The organism is Microbacterium yannicii, from assembly GCF_024055635.1.
Lineage (GTDB): Bacteria > Actinomycetota > Actinomycetes > Actinomycetales > Microbacteriaceae > Microbacterium > Microbacterium yannicii.
This window is the reverse complement of record NZ_JAMXMB010000006.1, coordinates 105,097-125,014: the sequence shown is the minus strand read 5'-3', so window position 1 is coordinate 125,014 and position 19,918 is coordinate 105,097. Positions and strand designations below refer to the sequence as shown.

The window sequence follows — 19,918 nt, the reverse complement described above, 5'->3', positions numbered from 1 at the left end:
GGCGACGCACGCCCTCAGCGCTGCGTCGCCAGTCCGCGGTTGATCTGGCGGGCCCAGAGCGGACCGCGGTACAGGAAGGCCGTGTAGCCCTGCACCAGGGTGGCGCCGGCATCCAGCCGCTCCTGTACGTCCGCGGCGGTCTCGATCCCGCCGACGGAGATCACGCAGAACTCTGCGGGCACCGTCGCGCGCAGCAGTCGCAGCACCTCGAGCGCGCGCTTCTTCAGGGGGGCGCCGGACAGACCGCCGTCACCGGCGCCCGCGACGACCGCGGGATCGGTGACGAGTCCGTCACGCGAGATCGTGGTGTTCGTGGCGATGATTCCGGAGAGTCCCGCGTCGACGGCGAGCCGTGCGATCGCGACGACCTCGTCGTCGGACAGATCGGGGGCGATCTTGACCAGCAGCGGCGTGGTGCCGGCCGCCTCTCGCACGGCGTCCAGCAGCGGCCGCAGCGTCTCGACCGCCTGCAGTCCACGCAGACCGGGCGTGTTCGGCGACGACACGTTCACGACCAGATAGTCGGCGAGCGGGGCCAGCAGCGTGGCGCTGCGCACGTAGTCGGCGGTCGCGTCGGCGACGTCGACCACGCGGCTCTTGCCGATGTTCACTCCCAGCACGGTGCGACGCGTGCGCCGGCGCAGTCTGCGCAGCCGCCCTGCGGCGGCCTCGGCGCCGTGGTTGTTGAAGCCCATCCGGTTGACGACGGCGCGATCCGGGATCAGGCGGAACAGGCGCGGACGAGGATTCCCGTCCTGCGGGATCGCCGTCACCGTGCCGACCTCGACGTGGCCGAATCCCAGCGCATGAAGGCCCGCGGCGCCCGTCACATCCTTGTCGAACCCTGCGGCGACGCCGAACGGCGAGTCGAACGCGAGCCCGAGGGCCCTCGTCGCCAGCTGCGGGGCGGGACGGGTGATCGCGCGCGCGACCCACGAGAAAGGCGGGACCCCCAGCATCCGGATCACGACCATCGCGCTGTGGTGGGCGGACTCGGGATCCATGCGCGACAGCACGGTGCGGAAGAGGAGGGGATACATCCCTCCTAGGCTATCCGGTCACTCCGCGGCGGCTGCGGTCGTCTCGTCCTGTGCGCGCGCACGGCCGTGGTCGACGCGCAGCTGCTCGATCGCCGACTCGAAGTCGTCCAGCGAGTCGAAGGCCTGATAGACGCTGGCGAACCGCAGGTACGCGACCTCGTCCAGCTCACGCAGGGGTCCGAGGATGGCGAGCCCGATCTCGTTGGCGTCGAGCTGCGACGCACCGGTCTGGCGGACGCTCTCCTCCACCGTCTGCGCGAGCACTGCCAGGTCGGCCTCGGTCACCGGTCGTCCCTGGCAGGCCTTGCGCACGCCTGACATGACCTTCTCACGGCTGAACGGCTCGATCACACCGGAGCGCTTGATGACGTTGAGGCTGGCGGTCTCGATCGTCGTGAAGCGGCCTCCGCACTGCGGGCATTGGCGACGGCGACGGATGCTGAGACCGTCGTCGCTGGTGCGCGAGTCGATGACGCGCGAATCGGCGTGGCGGCAGAACGGGCAGTGCATGGCAGAGACAGCCTACGCCGGGAATCCGGCCTCAGCCCTGGAACCGGGCCGTGATCGCCTCGCCGTGGGCGGGAAGCGCCTCGGCTTCGGCGAGCGTCACGATGGCGTCGCGGACCACCGCGAGGGCGTCGCGGTCGTACTCGATGACCTGCTGCGGGCGCAGGAAGGTCGCGGCCGACAGACCCGCCGCATACCGCGCCTGACCGCCCGTCGGGAGCACGTGGTTGCTGCCGGCGAGGTAGTCGCCGAGGCTGACAGGTGAATCCGGCCCCACGAACACGGCACCGGCGTGCACGAACTCCTCGGGGCGGGGATCGGCGAGGTGCAGCTCCAGGTGCTCCGGCGCGTAGGCGTTGGAGAACCGCGTGGCCGCAGCGAGGTCGTCGACGAGCACGATCGCGGACTGCGGGCCGGCGAGGGCCGCGGCGACGCGCTCCGCGTGCCGGGTCGCGGCGGCGCGCGGCGCGATGGCCGCCCGCACGTCGTCGGCGAGACGCTCGGAGGTGGTCACGAGCACCGCGGAAGCCTGCTCGTCGTGCTCGGCCTGACTGATGAGATCGGCGGCGACGAGCCGTGCGTCGGCGCTGTCGTCGGCGACGACGAGGATCTCGGTGGCGCCGGCTTCGGAATCCGTCCCGACGAGCCCGGCGACAGCGCGCTTGGCCGCAGCGACGAAGTTGTTGCCCGGGCCGGTGACGACGTCCACCGGCTCGAGGCCGAGCGACGCGACGCCGTGCGCGAGGGCGCCGATCGCCCCTGCCCCGCCCATCGCGTACACCTCGGTGACGCCGAGGAGCCGTGCGGCTCCGAGGATCACGGGATGCACGCGGCCGCCGAACTCGCGCTGCGGCGGCGACGCGAGAGCGATCTCGCTGACGCCGGCGACCTGGGCCGGCACGACGTTCATCACGACGCTCGAGGGGTACACGGCCTTGCCGCCGGGCACGTAGAGACCGACCCGGCGCACCGGCTGCCAGCGCTGCGTGACGCGGGCACCGGGCCCGAGGTCGGTGACGGTGGGCGCGGGCACCTGGGCGGCGGAGGCCTGGCGCACGCGCGCGATCGCCGCTTCGAGGGCGGCGCGCACAGCAGGGTCGAGCGCGGTCAGCGCCTCGTCGAGGTGCGCGGCGGGAACGCGGATGTCGTGACCCGTCGCACCGTCGAACTTCTCCGCCTGCTCGCGGAGGGCCGTCTCGCCGCGGACCGCGACGTCGTCGACGATGCGCGCCGCCGTCGCGAGGGCCTCCTCGCGTGCCGCCACGGCACGGGGAACGGTCGCAAGCAGTTCGGCGGGAGAGAGCGTGCGCCCGCGCAGATCGATCGTCCGGAGCATCCGTCTACGGTACCGCGCGGGCGCGGGAGCTCAGCCGCGCGTGACGCCGGAGACGTCGTGCAGGTAGCCGATGCGGCCGTCCTCGTGGCGGACGACGAAGACGTCGCCGCGATCCTCGATGACGAGGGCCCACGCGGTCGGCCCGATGCGGAACACCGGGATCCCGATCTCGTCCACGATGTCGCGCTCCTCGGGGACGAGCGCCCAGAACGCCTGGTGCTGCGGCGCGGTCGCCGCAGCCGGCTCGACCGTCGAGGACGGGTTCTCGACGTGCTCGAATGACTCGCGGGCGTGGGCGGGCTCCGTGACCGCCGTCTCGGCGGCAGGGACGGGCTCGTCGGCGGCGGCCGCTGTCTGGGGGCTGTCGTCGAGATCCTGCTGGTCGAGCGGGATCACGGTGGTCGCGGCGTCGTCCGCGGTCGCATCAGGCGTTCCCTGGGCGTCGACCTCAGAGTCGCGGAGCGCCTCCGCGTCTGCGCGAGACGCGGGCGCGGCGGCGTACGGGGCGTCGGTGTCGTAGGGACCATCGGTGCCGTACGCGGGCGCGGCGCCGGGCGCGTCCGCGGTGTCATCGGCGTACGGGGTGTCCTCGCCGGCGGCCGGCTCGGGCCGCACGAAGGCGGGGCGAGGCGAAACCGGCAGCACGGGCCGAGCACTGCGGTGCGCCGGGATCTCGGGCCGCCCGCGGAAGTCCTGCGCGAACGGTGCGATGAAGGGCGCCAGGACGGTCAGCAGCACGCCGGCGAGCATGAGGAAGAACTCGACCCACACCACCCAGGTCGCAAGGAAGATGGCCCCGCTCGCGAGCCGGACGAACGAGGTCCAGAGGATCGTCAGCCACAGCACGGTGGCGACCGAGAAGGCGACCGACGCGAACTGGTCGATTCCGAGGGAGCCGACTCGGCGGATACCCTGCGGCGAGAGGCGACGCAGGACGATGAGGAACACCGCCACGGTCGGCACGCCGATGGTGAGGACCCAGTCGATCCCGCTGCTCCACACGGACGGGCCTTCGCCCAGGTCTCCGTAGATCGGGAAGAACGACACGACGAACGCGACGAGCCACGTGCCCGCGAGGGCGACCTCGCGGATCGAGAAGGGCCCCACTCCGTACTGCGGCGGCTCTTCGGTCGCAACCGCCTCGTCGATGTTCCCGTCCTGAATCTCGTCCGTCACGATCGTCCTTTCCGGCGGCCCCGAGGCCCGCGTCGACCCGATATTACCTACGCCGTATGAGACGGCGATGAGACCACGCCCGCCGCGGCCGGATCAGCCGAGACTCATGCGATCCGACGTCACCCGAGGCACTGCGGCCCGAGAAGACCCTTCAGCTCGCCGTACAGGTCAGGGGTGATGCGCACCGTGTGCGGCACCTCGAAGACCTTCGCCACCGAGCCGCTGTGGAGCTTGAGCGACACCTCGGTGTCGCCGGCGTGGCGGGTCAGGGTCTGCAGCAGTTCGCCGACGAGCGCCTCGCTCGCGCGCCGCTCGGGCATGACGAGCACGAGCGAGCTCGAGTCGTCTACCGTCCCCAGATCGGGGGTGAACGCGGACTGGGCATGCAGGTTCATGCCGTCGTCGCGTCGCGACACCCGTCCGCGCACCACGAGGATGGAGTCGGCCACCAGCATGTGCTGGAACTCGGTGTAGGTCTTCCCCATGAACATCACGGTGATCTCACCGTCGAAGTCCTCGACGGTGATCATGCCGTAGGGGTTGCCGCTCTGCTTGGCGACGCGGTGCTGCACGCTCGTCACGAGCCCCGCGATCGTCACCTGGTCTCCATCGCCGAGGTCTTCCGAGGCGAGCAGATCATGGATGCTGGTCGACGCGTGCTTGGCGAGGGGGATCTCGAGACCCGCGAGCGGGTGGTCCGAGACGTAGAGTCCGAGCATCTCGCGCTCGAAGGCGAGCTTGTCCTTCTTCGTCCACTCCGGACGCGGCGGCACCTTCGGCGGCGCCACCTCCTCGACAGCGTCGTACAGGCTGTCGAAATCGAACCCGATGGCGCCCTGCGCCTCGTTGCGCTTGCGGTCGACGGCCGCTTCGGTCGCGTCCTCATGCACCTCGAGCAGAGCTCGCCGGGTATCGCCCATGGAGTCGAACGCACCGGCCTTGATGAGCGATTCGATGGTGCGCTTGTTGGCCACATGCATCGGAACCTTGACCAGGAAGTCGTGGAACGACGCGAACTTCGCATCCTTGCGTGCGGTGACGATGCCGTCGACGACGTTCGCGCCGACGTTGCGGACGGCGCCGAGCCCGAATCGGATGTCCTCCCCCACTGCCGCGAAGTACCGGATCGACTCGCCCACGTCCGGCGGCAATACCCGGATGCCCATGCGGCGGCACTCGTTGAGGTAGACCGCCATCTTGTCTTTGGAGTCGCCCACGCTGGTCAGCAGCGCCGCCATGTACTCGGCGGGATAGTGGGCTTTGAGGTACGCGGTCCAGTACGACACCAGGCCGTACGCGGCCGAGTGCGCCTTGTTGAACGCGTAGTCGGAGAACGGCAGCAGGATGTCCCACAGCGCCTTGATGGCGTCGTCGCCGAAGCCGCGCTCCTTCATGCCGCCGGAGAAGCCCTCGTACTGCTTGTCGAGCTCCGACTTCTTCTTCTTGCCCATCGCGCGGCGGAGGATGTCTGCCTGACCGAGCGAGAAGCCGGCCACCTTCTGCGCGATCGCCATCACCTGCTCCTGATAGATGATCAGGCCGTAGCTGGTGTCGAGGATGTCCCTCAGTGGCTCTTCGAGCTCGGGGTGGATCGGCGTGATGTCCTGCTGACCGTTCTTGCGCAGGGCGTAGTTGATGTGTGAGTTGGCACCCATCGGTCCGGGTCGGTACAGCGCGATGACAGCCGAGATGTCTTCGAAGTTGTCGGGCTTGAGAAGGCGCAGGAGTGACCGCATCGGGCCGCCGTCGAGCTGGAACACGCCGAGGGTGTCACCGCGGGTGAGCAGATCGTAGGCATCCCGGTCATCGAGCGCGAGGTGCTCCAGGTCGAGCTCTTCACCCCGGTTCATCCGGATGTTGTCGAGCGCGTCGGAGATGATCGTGAGGTTTCGCAGCCCCAGGAAGTCCATCTTGATGAGCCCGAGCGTCTCGCACGACGGGTAGTCGAACTGCGTGACGATCTGGCCGTCCTGCTCACGGCGCATGATCGGGATGATGCCGAGCAGGGGTTCGCTCGACATGATGACGCCGGCGGCGTGCACGCCCCACTGACGTTTGAGTCCCTCGAGCCCCAGCGCGCGGTCGAAGACCGTCTTCGCGTCCGGGTCGGTGTCGATGAGGGCGCGGAACTCGCTCGCCTCCTTGAACCGCGGATGCTGCGGGTCGAACATGCCGTTCAACGGCATGTCCTTGCCCATCACCGCCGGCGGCATCGCCTTCGTGAGACGCTCTCCCATGCTGAAGGGGAAGCCGAGCACACGCCCCGCGTCCTTCAGCGCCTGCTTCGACTTGATCGTTCCGTAGGTCACGATCTGCGCGACGCGCTCGGAGCCGTACTTCTCGGTGACGTAGTCGATCACCTCGCCGCGGCGACGGTCATCGAAGTCGACATCGAAGTCGGGCATCGAGACGCGGTCCGGGTTCAGGAACCGCTCGAAGATGAGGCCGTGCTCGAGCGGGTCGAGATCGGTGATGCGCATCGCGTAGGCCACCATCGAGCCGGCGCCGGAACCGCGGCCGGGACCGACTCGGATGCCGTTGTCCTTCGCCCAGTTGATGAAGTCGGCGACGACGAGGAAGTAGCCGGGAAAGCCCATCTGGAGGATGATCCCGGTCTCGTACTCGGCCTGCTTGCGAACCTTGTCGGGGATGCCGTCGGGGTAGCGGTAGTGCAGTCCCGTCTCGACCTCTTTGACGAGCCAACTGTCTTCCGTCTCGCCGTCCGGCACCGGGAAGCGCGGCATGTAGTTCGCGCTCGTGTTGAACTCGACCTCGCATCGCTCGGCGATGAGGAGGGTGTTGTCGCAGGCTTCCGGGTGCTCCCGGAAGATCTGGCGCATCTCCTGCGCGGTCTTGATGTAGTAGCCGTCGCCGTCGAACTTGAATCGGTTCGGGTCGTCGAGCGTCGAGCCGGACTGCACGCAGAGGAGGGCGGCGTGCGCGTCGGCCTCGTGCTGGTGCGTGTAGTGCGAGTCGTTGGTGGCGACGAGCGGGATGCCGAGATCCTTCGAGAGGCGGATCAGGTCGGTCATCACGCGGCGCTCGATCGAGAGCCCGTGATCCATGATCTCGGCGAAGTAGTTCTCCTTGCCGAAGATGTCCTGGAACTCCGCGGCCGCCGCGCGCGCGGCATCGTACTGACCGAGCCGCAGGCGCGTCTGCACCTCCCCGGACGGGCACCCTGTCGTCGCGATGAGCCCCTTGCCGTAGGTCTCCAGCAGCTCCCGGTCCATGCGCGGCTTGAAGTAGTACCCCTCCATGCTCGACAGCGAGCTCAGCCGGAAGAGGTTGTGCATGCCCTCCGTGCTCTGGCTCCACATCGTCATGTGGGTGTAGGCGCCCGAGCCCGACACATCGTCGCTCTTCTGCTCGGGCGAGCCCCATTGGACGCGCGACTTGTCGCTGCGATGCGTGCCGGGCGTGACGTACGCCTCGAGTCCGATGATCGGCTTCACACCCGCGCCCTTGGCGGCGTTGTAGAACTCGAACGCGGCGAAGGTGTTGCCGTGGTCGGTGACAGCGATCGCCGGCATGCCGTAGTCGGCCGCCGCCTGGGTCATGGCGCCGATCTTGGCGGCGCCGTCGAGCATCGAGTACTCGCTGTGGACGTGCAGATGAACGAAGGAGTCGGATGCCACGCATCGAGTCTATGGATCGTCACGGACACCGGAGCCCGGTCGGCTGGGTGTCGCCAAGAGCGACGGCCGAGGTCGTCTGACCTTGACGTTGAACGTCACGGTTGCGGCACGAACGACGGTGCCGCGGATGAAGCCGGTCTCTCAGAAGTCCTCATCGAGCGCGTACTGCTGCTGCCAGGTGTGCGGCCGGTCGATGCCGAGCCCGTACAGATAGAGGATCAGCTGGCCCTGATGCATCGTCTCGTGCTCGAGGAGCGCCAGGACGTAGCGGAGGGAATCCTCGTCCGCCGGGTCGACGCCGGCGACCCACTCGTCGACGTCGGCGGCGGTAGCGACGAATGCGCCACGCACCGCCGCGGCATCCGATGATCCGTCCCGCGCGACGGGGCTCGAGAAGCCCTGCCACTCCCCCGCGCGCGCGGCCTTCGGATAGCTCTCGCGGGCGCCGAGCACGCACCAGAGCTGGTGCCCGATCGTGTCGGACGGCAGATCGCGCAGGTGCGAGCCCAGGTGCTCGGGCGGGATCGTGTCGAGGAAGTCCAGGTAGAGGATGTTGGCCAGTTCGAGACGTCGCCGCAGGAGGTGATGCACGCGTCCACGCTAGAGCTCGCGCCGCATGAGCACACGCGGGAATCCCGACAGCACCGAGTCCGTGTCGGCCGCCTTCACGAAATCGGCCTGTTCGAAGAGCCGTCGCGTGCCGACGTACGCCATCGTGAGGTCGACCCGCTGGTCGCCGTTGTCGACGGGATAGCCCTCGACCGCCGGCGCGCCCCGCTCGCGCGCGAAGTCGACGGCCCCGTCGACGAGGGCATGCATCACGCCCTTCTTACGATGACCGGGCCGCACGCGGAAACACCAGAGCGACCACACGTCGAGGTCGTCGACGTGCGGGATCTTGCGGAAGGTGGCGAAGTGCGTGCTGGTGCGCGGCGCGACCGCGGCCCAGCCGACCGGCTCCTCGCCGTCGTACGCCAGCACCCCGATCGGTCCTTCCTCGTCCATGAGGCGCCGCACCCGATCGGCCCGCTCCGGCCCGCGCAGAGCCGTCGCCTCCTTCGCCGGGATGCGGTAGCTCAAGCAGAAGCACACGCTCGACTCGGGCTTCTTCGGCCCGATGACCGCCGCCACATCTTCGAACACCGTGGCCGGGCGCACCTCGATCACCATGCGCTCAGTGTGGCCGGGGCATCCGACATCCGCGACCGTCCGAATGGGCGCGTCTCGGCGGGCGAGGACGCGGTACGCACCCACCTGCCCATACGGTGAGTGCATGCCGACACCCGACTTCATCCTGGACCTGCGCCGATTCGTCGGCACGCGACCTCTGCCGCTGGTCGGCGTCACCGCTGTCGTCGTGCGAGACGGCAACGTTCTGCTGGGGCGTCGGAGCGACAACGGGCATCTCACCCCGGTGACCGGAATCGTCGACCCCGGCGAGGAGCCGGCGGACGCCGCCGCGCGGGAGACGCTCGAAGAGGCCGGCGTCGTGTGCCGGGTGGAGCGGCTGGCCTGGGTGCACCAGATCCCCCGCGTGACCTACCCGAACGGCGACCAGTCCGACTACCTCGACCTCGTCTTCCGCTGCAGCTGGGTGTCGGGCGAGCCGTACCCGGCCGACGGGGAGATGACCGAGGTCGGCTGGTACGACGCCCGCTCGCTCCCGGAGCTCGAGCTGCCCGACATGCGTCGGCGCATCGAGTACGCGCTCCGCGACGAGGCCGTCGCCCGGTTCGAGGGCGGCCGCTGATCTCAGCGGCCCGGATGCCGACGGCGGCGAGAGCAGCGGTCAGTCGCCGCGCAGCACTTCGAGCGCGTGGGCGAGATCGGCGGGATAGGGCGACGTGAAGGTGACCCAGTCCCCCGTTGACGGGTGCGCGAACGACAGCTCGTGCGCGTGCAGCCACTGGCGGGTGAGGCCGAGCCGCGCCGACACCGTGGGGTCGGCCCCGTAGAGCGGGTCGCCCACGCACGGATGCCGGTGCGCGGCCATGTGCACGCGGATCTGGTGGGTGCGGCCGGTCTCGAGATGGATCTCGAGCAGCGAGGCGCCGGGAAAGGCCTCGAGCGTCTCGTAGTGCGTGACGGAGTCCTTGCCGTCAGGGGTGACGGCGAATTTCCAGGAGTGCGCAGGATGCCGCCCGATGGGCGCGTCGATCGTGCCGGCCAGCGGGTCCGGATGCCCCTGCACGACGGCGTGGTAGATCTTCTCGACCTCACGCTCCTTGAACGCGCGCTTCAGGGCGACGTAGGCCGACTCGGTCTTGGCGACCACCATGAGCCCGCTCGTGCCGACGTCGAGGCGGTGCACCACGCCCTGACGCTCCGCCGCGCCGGTCGTCGCGATGCGATACCCGCCGGCGGCCAGCGCGCCGAGCACGGTCGGCCCCTCCCACCCGAGCGACGGATGAGCGGCGACACCGCTGGGCTTGTCGACCACGACGATGTCGTCGTCGTCATAGACGACACCGAGGTCGGGCACCTCGACGGGGATGACGCGCGGCTCCTCCTTGGGGATCCATGCCACGTCGAGCCAGGCTCCGCCGCGGAGCTTGTCGGACTTCGCGAGCGTCCGCCCGTCCATCGACACGCCGCCGGCATCGGCCACGTCTGCCGCGAAGGTGCGTGAGAACCCCAGCATCTTCGCGAGTGCGGCGTCGACGCGCGTGCCGTCGAGCCCGTCGGGAACGGGAAGGCTCCGCGACTCCACGTCAGATCTCGGCGTCGCGCCCGGGGTGGCGGGGCTTCGGGTCGGCCTCGTACTCCTCCGCCTCGCGCTCGGCCTCTTCCTCGACCTCGAGCTGCTCGCGCTCGCTCAGCGGCGGCAGGCCGCGCTCGTCGGCGGGGATCCCGGTCTCGGCGTCCGCCACGGGGAACTCGCTCCCGAAGCCGGCCACGGCGCCGCCCGGCGCGAACTGGTCGCCGTCCTCGCCCAGCAGCGTCTCTTCGTTCTCCTTGCGGCCGCCTTCGCGGTCTTTGCGGCCGCTGTCACGCGTACCGTCCATATGCACCCCCACGAGTACCAGCAGTGCGATCGCGATCATGTCGCACACGATGAAGATGTCGGCGACGTTGTAGATCGCCGGCGACATACCGGGGAAGAACCACATCCACGGCGTGTTGATGAAGTCCACCACGTGGCCGACGCCGAATCCAGGGTCGCGGAAGAGCCGGTCGGTGAGGTTGCCCAGGACGCCGCCGAGAAGCAGTCCGAGAGCGACCGCCCACAGCCGGGAGCGCACCCGTGTCGCGGCGAGCCAGGCGATGACGCCGGCGACGGCGGCCAGCGCGATGGTGAAGATCCAGGTGACCTCCTCGCCGAGCGAGAAGGCGGCGCCGGGATTGCGCGTCAGGTAGAAGCTCAGGAAGTCGCCGAGAACCTCGACAGGCTCCTGGAACGGCAGATTCTCGAGCGCAAGATACTTCGCCAACTGGTCGGCGGCCAGCACCAGCACCGCGAGAATCGCGATGATGGTGCCGGCCGCCGCCTGACGAAGGGGAGGTCGACGCGTCAAGGCCTAGAGGCCCAGCGCGGAGACCGGCTGTGCGCCGGACTGCGTCGCCGTGGTCTCGAGGTCGCGCAGCTTGCCCTCGATGTAGCTGCGCAGCTGTGCGCGGTAGTCACGCTCGAAGTTGCGCAGCTCGGTGATCTTGCTCTCGAGGCCGACACGCTCACGGTCGAGCTTCGCGAGCTCTTCGCGACCGCGGGTCTCCGCCTCGGACACGATCGAGGCGGCCTGCGACTTGGCGTCGGAGATGAGCTGGTCGCGCTGTGCGATGCCCTCGGCGACGTGCTCGTCGTGCAGGCGCTGGGCCAGCTCGATGATGCCTGCGCTCGCGGCGGGGGCGGCACCGGAGGCCGGGGCGGGCTCGGCGACCGGGGCGGGGGCCGGCTCGGCCGCACGTGCGGGAGCAGCACCCGATTCGTACGCCGCCAGCTTGGCCCGCAGCTCCTCGGCCTCGGCGATGGACTTGCGCCACTCCACGACGATCTCGTCGAGGAAGTCGTCAACCTCATCGGGGTCGAAGCCCTCCTTGAAGCGGACGTGCTGGAACTGTTTGGTGACGACGTCATCGGGGGTCAATGCCATGGTGATTCCTCTTTCGAGCGTCTGGTCGCTGGCCGATGTCGGGGCGACCGCCGGCTGGCGGCCGTTCGTATCAGCAAAGCATAGTCATCGGTTCTGGGAGTGTCGAAGGCGACGCGGCGCCGGGGGCTCATCGCCGATTCAACCCGCGAGGGTGCGCGTGATGCTGAGCAGGATGAAGCAGCCCAGCATCGTCAGTGCGAACCCGAAATCGATCGCGATGGCACCGACGCGCAACGGCGGAATGAAGCGCCGGAACAGCCTGATAGGCGGGTCGGTGACGGTGTAGATCAGCTCCGCGACCACGAGCCCGGCACCCCGCGGACGCCATTCACGGTTGAAGAACGGAATCCAATCGAGGATCAGCCGCGCCAGCAACACGAAGACATAGAGCAGCAGCGCGAGGTTGAGGATCGCTGCGATGAGTTGTACGACGGCCACGAAGCCAGACTACGGCTGCGTGAAGGGGACCGACTCCGGGTCCGCCTGGGCGACGGCACCGTCGCCCGAGACGGCGACGTTCTCGGGCGAGAGCAGGAACACCTTGCTCGTGACACGCTCGATGCGGCCGTACAGGCCCAGAGAGAGCCCGCTGGCGAAGTCGATCAGACGGCGCGCGTCGGCGTCGCTCATCTGCGAGAGGTTGATGATGACGGGGATGCCGTCACGGAAGTTCTCGGCGATGACCTGGGCGTCCCGGTACTGCTTGGGGTGCACCGTGAGGATCTCGTTGATCGTCGTGGGAGCCGGCTGACGCACGACGGCGGGCCGGTGGATCGGGGTGATCGGCGCCGCGGGCTTGTCGACCACCTGCTCCGACTTCCGAGCACGCGGCTGGGGCGCCGGCTCTTCGTAGACCTCTTCCTCGTCGGCGAGGCCGAGGTACACCATGGTCTTCTTGAGCGGGTTCGACATCTGATCCTCCGTAGTGCTCATCTGTTCCGAGGTTAACCGTGTTGTGGTCTGGGGCCGGTGATTGCCGAACCGATCCGAAGGTGTGTCGCGCCGGCGGCGATCGCTTCCGCGTAGTCCGCCGTCATCCCGGCGGAGATCCAGTCCGCATCAGGCACGACCGAGCGGACGGTGCCCGAGAGCGCGTTCAGGCGCGCGAAAGCGGCTCCCGGAGGCTCGTCGAGCGGCGCGACGGCCATCACGCCACGCACGCGCAGCGAAGCGAGCGCGGCGACGTGCGAGGCGAGCGCCTCGAGCTCGCCGGGATCGACTCCGCCGCGCCCTGGGTCATCGGTGAGATTCACCTGCAGCAGCACGTCCAGCACCGGCTCGTCGGGTTCGCCGGCCGCGTCGAGTGCGTCGGCGAGGCGCGCGCGGTCGAGCGAATGGACGACGGATGCCGCGCCACGGATCGCGCGCGCCTTGTTGGTCTGCGCCTGCCCGATGAAATGCCAGCGCAGTCCGGGGAGATCGCCGACCTCGACCACCTTGCGGCTGAACTCCTGCTGCCGGTTCTCCCCCACGTCGCGGACGCCGAGCTCATAGAGCTCGTCGACGAGCGACGCGGGGTGGAACTTGGTCACGACGATGCGCGTGAGGGACGCCGGATCGCGGCCGGCCGCGCGTGCGGCATCCGCAATCCGCTCGTCGATCGTCGCGAGGCGCGAGCCCAGTTCTCCCACGGTTCCTGACCCTGTCGAACGGCGGTCGATGGGCGTCCCTGACCGGCTACTTGAGGAAGTCGGGGATGTCGAGGTCGTCATCGCCGAACGCCGCGTCGTACGACGACTCCGTGACGGCTCCGACGGGCACCGGCACGGGCGACTGCTCGACGACGTCGCGGTCCTTGGCGGCTTCGTCGGCGGGCGTCACCGGCACGGCGGGAGTCGACACGATGCGCGACGCGGTGATCGGCTCGATGCGCTTCTCGGGCTCGCCGCCATCGAAGCCGGCCGCGATGACCGTGACCCGCACCTCGTCGCCGAGCGTGTCGTCGATGACCGTTCCGAAGATGATGTTGGCCTCCGGGTGCGCGGCCTCCTTGACGAGCTGGGCGGCGTCGTTGATCTCGAAGATGCCGAGGTTCGATCCGCCCTGGATCGACAGCAGCACACCGTGTGCGCCCTCGATCGACGCCTCGAGCAGCGGCGACTCGACTGCGAGCTCGGCGGCCTTGATGGCACGATCTGCCCCGCGTGCGGAGCCGATGCCCATGAGGGCCGAACCTGCTCCCTGCATGACCGACTTGACGTCGGCGAAGTCGAGGTTGATGAGACCCGGCGTCGTGATCAGGTCGGTGATGCCCTGGACACCGGCGAGGAGCACCTGGTCGGCGGTGGCGAACGCCTCGATCATCGAGATGCCGCGGTCGCTGATCTCGAGGAGGCGGTCGTTCGGCACCACGATGAGGGTGTCGACCTCTTCCTTGAGCTTCGCGACGCCTGTCTCGGCCTGCTGCTGGCGACGACGGCCCTCGAACGAGAAGGGCTTGGTCACGACACCGATGGTGAGGGCGCCGATCGACTTCGCGATCTTCGCGACCACCGGCGCGCCGCCGGTGCCCGTGCCGCCGCCTTCGCCCGCGGTCACGAAGACCATGTCGGCGCCGCGCAGCGCCTCTTCGATCTCTTCGGCGTGGTCTTCGGCGGCGCGACGACCCACTTCCGGGTCGGCGCCTGCGCCGAGCCCACGGGTCAGCTCGCGCCCCACATCGAGCTTGACGTCGGCGTCGCTCATCAGCAGCGCCTGGGCGTCCGTGTTGATGGCGATGAACTCGACGCCCCGCAGGCCGAGCTCGATCATGCGGTTGACCGCGTTGACGCCGCCGCCGCCGACGCCGACGACCTTGATGACCGCGAGGTAGTTCTGGTTCTGGCTCATGCCGGCCTCCGTAGCCCTGGACCTTCTAAAACCTTCAACCTCTAGTAGAGGTATAAAGAATTGCCCGGTATGCAATTCCTTGACTCGAAAGTAAGCGGACACCGCGCCCGGGCCCGCAACGCATCGGCGTGTCGCGGCATCCCGTGTCGGAAGTCGTGGCGGCGGCGCCGTCAGGGTCAGCGGATGACGATCGCGTCGGGCGACGAGACGTCATAGCTGACGACATCGGCCGGCGGCCGGGCCGCCATCGCGGTGGCCAGCACCATCGCCTTGCGTGCGGACTGCTCGGCACTCCCCCACACCACCTGCGCGTTCGAACCGCCCAGCGTGAGGGTGACGTCGTCGGGCGTTGAGGCCGTCACTTCCGTCACCTGCGCGCGGATGTCGTCGGGCAGCGACCGCATCACCTGTCCCGCGGCGGCGAAGGCGTCCGAATCCACGCCACCGGTGACCGTGAGCAGGGGTGTGCCGGGACTCGGCGCGCCCGAGCCGGAGGTGGACAGCGCCACACCGGCCGCATCGACGAGCGTGTACCCGGCGCGGGTCTCGATCAGTCCGATGGGCGTGCGCTCGACGATGCGCACCACCAGCTCGTGGGGCGGACGCGCCTCGAGCGCGTAGGTCTCGATCAACGGGAAGGCGACGAGCTCGGCCTTCACAGCGCTCTCGTCCACAAGCGGCAGGGGCGTGCCGAGCTGTCCGGACAGCGCGTCGGCGACGTCGTCGGCAGGGAGCTGCTGCGCACCCACCACCGAGATCTTCTCGACCCCGAACAGCGGGCTGTAGGCGGCGCCGATCGTACCGAGAGCGAGGAGGACGAGGGATGCCGCGACCCCGAGCCAGATCGCCCGGCGGCGTCGCTGACGCACGGTGAAGCGGCGGATCTCGGCGCGCAGCGCCTTGCGCCGCGCCCGCGAGGCCTTCCAGACCTCGCGGAACCCGACGTCGCCGGCATCCGGAGTCCTGCCAGCCCCGGCCTTGTCGCGCGGCGCCTTCGCGCGTGGGCTCTTCTCCGTGCCCGGCATCCGCCCGGCATCCGTCGCAGACGCTGTGTCCGGCGGAGCCGTCGCAGGCGACAAGGGGATGACGGGGGCAGTCTCGTGCTCATCGACGGGCAGCGCCTCCGGGTGCTCCGACTCCGCGACGCCGCTGGATCGCGGCTCGCGAGAGCGATCGTCGGGCGCGGGCCGCCCCGGCACGGCAGCACCCGCCACGCCGCGCGAGGCGACCGGCGACTGCGGCAACGGCGACGGGCGACGCATGCGGTGCTACTCCGTGCGGCTTGTGGTGTCGGAGGGGCGAGACGAGGCGGAGGTCGGGCGGCCCAGAGCCTCGAGCACCTGCGGGATGATGAGGTTCACGTTGCCGCAGCCGAGGGTGATCACGTAGTCGCCATCGCGGGCGACCGACGCGGTGTAGTCGGCGGCCTCCTGCCAGTCGGGCACGAAGTGCACGTGCGACGGGTCGGCGAAGGCGTCGCTCACGAGTTCGCCGGTCACACCCGGCACGGGATCCTCACGGGCGCCGTACACATCGAGCATGACGGTGTGGTCGGCATAGCGCTCGAGCACATCGGCGAACTCCTGGTACATGTCCTTCGTCCGGGAGTACGTGTGGGGCTGCTGGATCGCGATGATGCGCCCCTCGCCCACGACGGTGCGAGCGGCCGCCAGGGCCGCCGCGACCTCGGTCGGGTGGTGGGCATAGTCGTCGAAGACGCTGACGCCGCGTTCGACCCCGTGCAGCTCGAAGCGCCGCACCGTGCCTGCGAAGCCCTCGACCGCGCGTACTGCCGGCTCGAGCTCGTGACCGAGTGTCAGGAGCACGGCAACGGCTCCTGCGGCGTTGATGGCATTGTGCGCGCCGGGGATCGGCAGCCGGGCGTCGACGGTGGTCCCGGCGTGCGTCACGCGGAAGGAGACGGGTCCGTCCGTGACGATGCCGCTCACGCGGACCGTCGCATCCTCGGCCTCGCCGAAGGTGACGACGTGCGGATGGGTGAGCTGCGCGGCCACCAGCTGAGCGCCGGCATCGTCGGACGAGATGACGACAGCTTCTCGCGCCTCGTTCGCGAACCGGGCGAACGCCGCGTAGAACGCCTCGCGCGTGCCCCAGTGGTCGAGGTGGTCGGGGTCGACGTTGGTGATGAGGGCGATCGACGTGTCGTACAGGAGGAACGTCCCGTCCGACTCGTCCGCCTCGATGACGAAGAGGTCGTGCCCGCTGCCACTCGACACGCCGAGCTGCGCGATCACACCGCCGTTGACGAACGTGGGGTCCACATCGAGGTCGCGCAGCGCCGTCACGATCATGCCCGTGGACGTCGTCTTGCCGTGGGCACCGGCGACCGACACCAGCCGGCGTCCGCCGATGAGCCAGTACAGCGCCTGCGAACGGTGGATCACGTGCAGGCCGCGTTCCTTGGCCAGCAGGAACTCGGGGTTCTCGGGCCAGATCGCGCCGGTGTGCACGACGGTGTCCACGTCGTCGGCGAGGTTCGCTGCGTCGTGACCGACGTAGACCGTCGCCCCGAGCTCGGCGAGTTCGCGCAGACCGCGGCTGTCGGCGCGGTCGGACCCCGACACGCGGATGCCGCGCTCCAGGAACATCCGGGCGAGCCCCGACATGCCGGATCCGCCGATTCCGATGAAGTGGGCGGCGGTGATGTCGTCGGGGATGGGAAGACTGAGATCGGGTCTGATCATGGCCCGTCAATCCTAAGTTGGCCGGCGGGGAGCAGGGCCCCGGCGCGCTGTGCGGTCCGCTCGCGGCCGAAGACGGACTATGTGTTGACACATTGCTACAATGTGCAGCACAATCGACGGGTGGATCCGGATCAGATGCGTGCGATGAACGTCGTGGTCATGGCGGCGCTGATCGCCGTCTTCACGGTCATGGTGTGGGTGGTCGGCTCGAACTCGTCCGCCTACGCCCGCGCGGACCGCTTCTCCCAGCGAAGCCGACTGCCCTACGGAACGACGCAGACGCGGGAGTCGGTCGTCCGACACGTGCAGTCCGCAAGTCGGGCCGGAACGATCGCCGCCCTGGCGGGACTTCTGGCCGCCTCCTGTCTGTTGTTCACGCCGCTGGCGACGACCCCCGTCTTCCTTTTCGTTGTCGTGTTCCCCGTGCTGATCGTGACGGGCACGGTGTCCGCGGCGGTGAGTGTGCGCGAGCGGCTCTTCCACCCGGCGCCGGATGCGCCGCGCATCGCACGGGCTCGAGCGCTCGGCGTCGGCGACTACCTGGATCCCTTCCGCCGCCTCCTCCCCTGGGCGCTCGCCGCGTGTGCGACGCTGGCTCTGGTCACCGTCTGGGTCAGTGGGACGGGCCGGCGGGAACGCACCGGCGAGGCGCTCGCGGTCAGTCTGCTGATCGTCGCCATCGTTGCAGTTGCGGCGTTCGTGGCGGTGCCGATCCTCGAGAGGAAGGTGCTCGACCAGCCGCAGCCGGCGTCCGACACGCTCGAGCTCGCCTGGGACGATGCGTTCCGAGCCACGACGATCGGTCAACTTCACCTCTCACTCGCGTTCGCGGCGTGGATCGTCCTCGCGCTGTCCGTCGGGGTGCTGTGGCCGGGAGCAGACGGCCCGTTCACCGGGCTTGCTGCGCAAGTGCCCACGTGGGGCATCATCGCCCTCCAATTCGTCTACCCGAACACCGGCCGGCCGCTGCCCGCCGGGCTCTACCCCGAGTGGCTCCGCCGACCCGTCGCCGAAGGGACTGCCGCATGATCACGATCGACCCGTCGTCCCCCGTGCCGCCGTTCGAGCAGCTCCGGTCCGGCCTCGTCGACGCCGTCGCATCCGGCGAGCTCGGCGCGGGCGAGCGCCTGCCCACCGTCCGCCGCCTCGCCGAAGACCTGGGCATCGCGCCCGGCACGGTCGCCCGTGCGTACCGAGAGCTCGAGGCATCCGGCATCATCGAGACCCGCGGCCGCAACGGTACGTTCGTCGCGTTCGACGCCGATCCGGCTCGTCAGCAGCTGCAGCGCGCCGCGGCAGCCTTCGCCGACCAGGTGCGGGAACTGCGCCTCGACGCCGACGAGGCGCTCGCGATCGTCACCGCCGCGCTGCGGGGCGGAGAGGCGTCACCCGCGTCCTGAATGCTGGACGGCTTCGTCGATCATCGCGACGACGTTCTCCGTTCCGGTGCGGGTGCCGACCGATGCCGCAGCTGCCGCCATCGTGGCACGCCGGGCTTCGTCGGTGAGGAGCGGGATGACCTCGGACCGCACGCGGTCACCTGTGAACCCGGCATCCGGAATCAGGATCGCGGCTCCGGCGCGAACAGCGGACGAGGCGTTGAGAGCCTGCTCGCCGTTGCCGACGGCGTACGGGACGTAGACGGTCGGGATGCCGAGTGCGCTGATCTCGCTGACCGTCGCGGCACCGGCGCGCGACACGACGACGTCCGTCAGCGCGAAGGCGAGGTCCATGCGGTCGAGGTAGCGGCGCACCGCGTATCCGGGCACGCCGGGGTCGGGGAGGGTGGAACGCTCCCCCGTCGCGTGCAGCAGCTGCCAGCCGGCGTCGAGCACGTCGCGCCAGGCGGCTCCGTGCCCCTCGCCGAACGCCTCGTTGAGCCGCTGGGCGCCGAGTGAGCCGCCGAAGACCAGCACCACGGGCTTGGCAGGGTCGAGCCCGAAGTGCTCGGCCGCCTCCGCCCGGAGCGCCTCGCGGTCGAGGGTCACGATCTCGCGGCGCAGCGGCATCCCTACGACCCGCGACCGCTTCAGGGGCGTGCCCTCGAACGCGACGCCGACACCGGCGGCTCGACGCGCGCCGAGCACGTTCGCCAGACCGGGCCGCGCGTTCGCCTCGTGCACGACGAACGGCACGCCCGCGCGGCGCGCCGCGACGTAGGCGGGCGCCGACGCGTAGCCGCCGAAGCCGACGACGACATCGACGCGGCGATCGGCCAGGTGACCGCGTACCTGCGCGATCGCCCGCTGGAACTTCGCCGGAAACGCGGCCGCAGCGGTGTTCGGGCGCCGCGGGAACGGCACCTTGTCGACGAAGAGCAGCTCGTAGCCGCGTTCGGGCACGAGGCGCGCCTCGAGGCCCTCGCGCGTGCCGAGCACGAGGACCTCGGCATCGGCATCCCGTGCGCGCAGCGCGTCGGCGACAGCGAGGAGCGGGTTCACGTGTCCGGCGGTACCGCCGCCGGCCAGGAGGTACGTCGTCACTCCCCGAGCCTACCCGGCCGAGCCGACGGGGTTTGGGGCGCGCGACGGTCGCTCGGGGCGCACGTCACGCGCCCCGGACGGTCGTGGCGCGCCCCAAACCACGGGGGGCATAC

19 protein-coding genes and 1 pseudogene are annotated in these 19,918 nt (G+C 69.7%); 3 read left to right on the top strand and 17 right to left on the bottom strand.

Annotated elements, in window-relative coordinates:
• Positions 1-14: 14 nt before the first annotated feature.
• The 7 genes from NCG93_RS02110 to NCG93_RS02080 form a co-directional block, all read right to left on the bottom strand.
• Complete coding sequence (locus NCG93_RS02110; RefSeq protein WP_194415782.1) at positions 15-1,040, bottom strand: quinone-dependent dihydroorotate dehydrogenase; 1,026 nt, start codon at positions 1,038-1,040, stop codon at positions 15-17.
• 18 nt (positions 1,041-1,058) lie between these two features.
• Positions 1,059-1,550 (bottom strand): transcriptional regulator NrdR, encoded by a 492-nt coding sequence (gene nrdR / locus NCG93_RS02105; protein ID WP_194415784.1) that lies wholly within the window; start codon positions 1,548-1,550, stop codon positions 1,059-1,061.
• A gap of 31 nt (positions 1,551-1,581) precedes the next feature.
• Entirely contained in the window at positions 1,582-2,883 is a 1,302-nt protein-coding gene (gene hisD / locus NCG93_RS02100) for a histidinol dehydrogenase (protein ID WP_194415785.1), read from the bottom strand.
• A gap of 30 nt (positions 2,884-2,913) precedes the next feature.
• Positions 2,914-4,059 carry an MFS transporter gene (locus tag NCG93_RS02095; protein WP_241742209.1) on the bottom strand — a complete coding sequence of 382 codons (1,146 nt, stop codon included), beginning with the start codon at positions 4,057-4,059 and terminating at the stop codon, positions 2,914-2,916.
• Between the two features lie 119 nt (positions 4,060-4,178).
• On the bottom strand, positions 4,179-7,649 hold the full coding sequence (gene dnaE / locus NCG93_RS02090; RefSeq protein WP_206687974.1) for a DNA polymerase III subunit alpha: 3,471 nt from the start codon (positions 7,647-7,649) through the stop codon (positions 4,179-4,181).
• Positions 7,650-7,838: 189 nt separating this feature from the next.
• Positions 7,839-8,288 (bottom strand): DinB family protein, encoded by a 450-nt coding sequence (locus NCG93_RS02085; protein ID WP_194415789.1) that lies wholly within the window; start codon positions 8,286-8,288, stop codon positions 7,839-7,841.
• Positions 8,289-8,297: 9 nt separating this feature from the next.
• A complete protein-coding gene (locus NCG93_RS02080; RefSeq protein ID WP_194415791.1) occupies positions 8,298-8,867 on the bottom strand; it encodes a GNAT family N-acetyltransferase in 570 nt (189 codons plus the stop codon).
• 103 nt (positions 8,868-8,970) lie between these two features.
• On the opposite strand from NCG93_RS02080, the gene NCG93_RS02075 reads away from it, so the two are divergent.
• Positions 8,971-9,447, top strand: coding sequence for an NUDIX hydrolase (locus NCG93_RS02075; protein ID WP_194415793.1), 477 nt, complete (start codon positions 8,971-8,973; stop codon positions 9,445-9,447).
• Positions 9,448-9,486: 39 nt separating this feature from the next.
• Here the strand turns inward: NCG93_RS02075 and NCG93_RS02070 are convergent, their stop codons facing one another.
• From NCG93_RS02070 to murC, 9 genes and pseudogenes are all read right to left on the bottom strand, one after another.
• Positions 9,487-10,407 carry an RluA family pseudouridine synthase gene (locus tag NCG93_RS02070; RefSeq protein WP_194415795.1) on the bottom strand — a complete coding sequence of 307 codons (921 nt, stop codon included), beginning with the start codon at positions 10,405-10,407 and terminating at the stop codon, positions 9,487-9,489.
• Between the two features lie 277 nt (positions 10,408-10,684).
• Positions 10,685-11,212, bottom strand: a pseudogene (gene lspA, locus NCG93_RS02065) (signal peptidase II); the annotation flags it as partial.
• Positions 11,213-11,215: 3 nt separating this feature from the next.
• Complete coding sequence (locus NCG93_RS02060; RefSeq protein WP_194415796.1) at positions 11,216-11,788, bottom strand: DivIVA domain-containing protein; 573 nt, start codon at positions 11,786-11,788, stop codon at positions 11,216-11,218.
• Between the two features lie 138 nt (positions 11,789-11,926).
• Complete coding sequence (locus NCG93_RS02055) at positions 11,927-12,226, bottom strand: YggT family protein (protein WP_194415798.1); 300 nt, start codon at positions 12,224-12,226, stop codon at positions 11,927-11,929.
• A gap of 9 nt (positions 12,227-12,235) precedes the next feature.
• On the bottom strand, positions 12,236-12,700 hold the full coding sequence (locus tag NCG93_RS02050) for a cell division protein SepF (protein ID WP_194416093.1): 465 nt from the start codon (positions 12,698-12,700) through the stop codon (positions 12,236-12,238).
• Positions 12,701-12,732: 32 nt separating this feature from the next.
• Positions 12,733-13,419, bottom strand: coding sequence for a YggS family pyridoxal phosphate-dependent enzyme (locus NCG93_RS02045; protein ID WP_252787413.1), 687 nt, complete (start codon positions 13,417-13,419; stop codon positions 12,733-12,735).
• 46 nt (positions 13,420-13,465) lie between these two features.
• Positions 13,466-14,617 carry a cell division protein FtsZ gene (gene ftsZ / locus NCG93_RS02040; RefSeq protein WP_194415801.1) on the bottom strand — a complete coding sequence of 384 codons (1,152 nt, stop codon included), beginning with the start codon at positions 14,615-14,617 and terminating at the stop codon, positions 13,466-13,468.
• Between the two features lie 176 nt (positions 14,618-14,793).
• Positions 14,794-15,879, bottom strand: coding sequence for an FtsQ-type POTRA domain-containing protein (locus NCG93_RS02035; protein WP_194415804.1), 1,086 nt, complete (start codon positions 15,877-15,879; stop codon positions 14,794-14,796).
• Positions 15,880-15,885: 6 nt separating this feature from the next.
• Positions 15,886-17,322 (bottom strand): UDP-N-acetylmuramate--L-alanine ligase, encoded by a 1,437-nt coding sequence (gene murC / locus NCG93_RS02030; RefSeq protein ID WP_194415806.1) that lies wholly within the window; start codon positions 17,320-17,322, stop codon positions 15,886-15,888.
• A gap of 120 nt (positions 17,323-17,442) precedes the next feature.
• On the opposite strand from murC, the gene NCG93_RS02025 reads away from it, so the two are divergent.
• Both NCG93_RS02025 and NCG93_RS02020 read left to right on the top strand, forming a co-directional pair.
• Complete coding sequence (locus NCG93_RS02025; RefSeq protein ID WP_194415808.1) at positions 17,443-18,351, top strand: hypothetical protein; 909 nt, start codon at positions 17,443-17,445, stop codon at positions 18,349-18,351.
• Positions 18,348-18,722: a GntR family transcriptional regulator gene (locus NCG93_RS02020; RefSeq protein WP_194415810.1), complete on the top strand. Its 375-nt coding sequence runs from the start codon at positions 18,348-18,350 to the stop codon at positions 18,720-18,722. The genes NCG93_RS02025 and NCG93_RS02020 overlap by 4 nt, the downstream gene beginning before the upstream one ends.
• On the opposite strand, the gene NCG93_RS02015 is transcribed toward NCG93_RS02020, so the two are convergent.
• Entirely contained in the window at positions 18,708-19,805 is a 1,098-nt protein-coding gene (locus NCG93_RS02015; protein WP_194415812.1) for a UDP-N-acetylglucosamine--N-acetylmuramyl-(pentapeptide) pyrophosphoryl-undecaprenol N-acetylglucosamine transferase, read from the bottom strand. The genes NCG93_RS02020 and NCG93_RS02015 overlap by 15 nt on opposite strands.
• Positions 19,806-19,918: the final 113 nt, after the last annotated feature.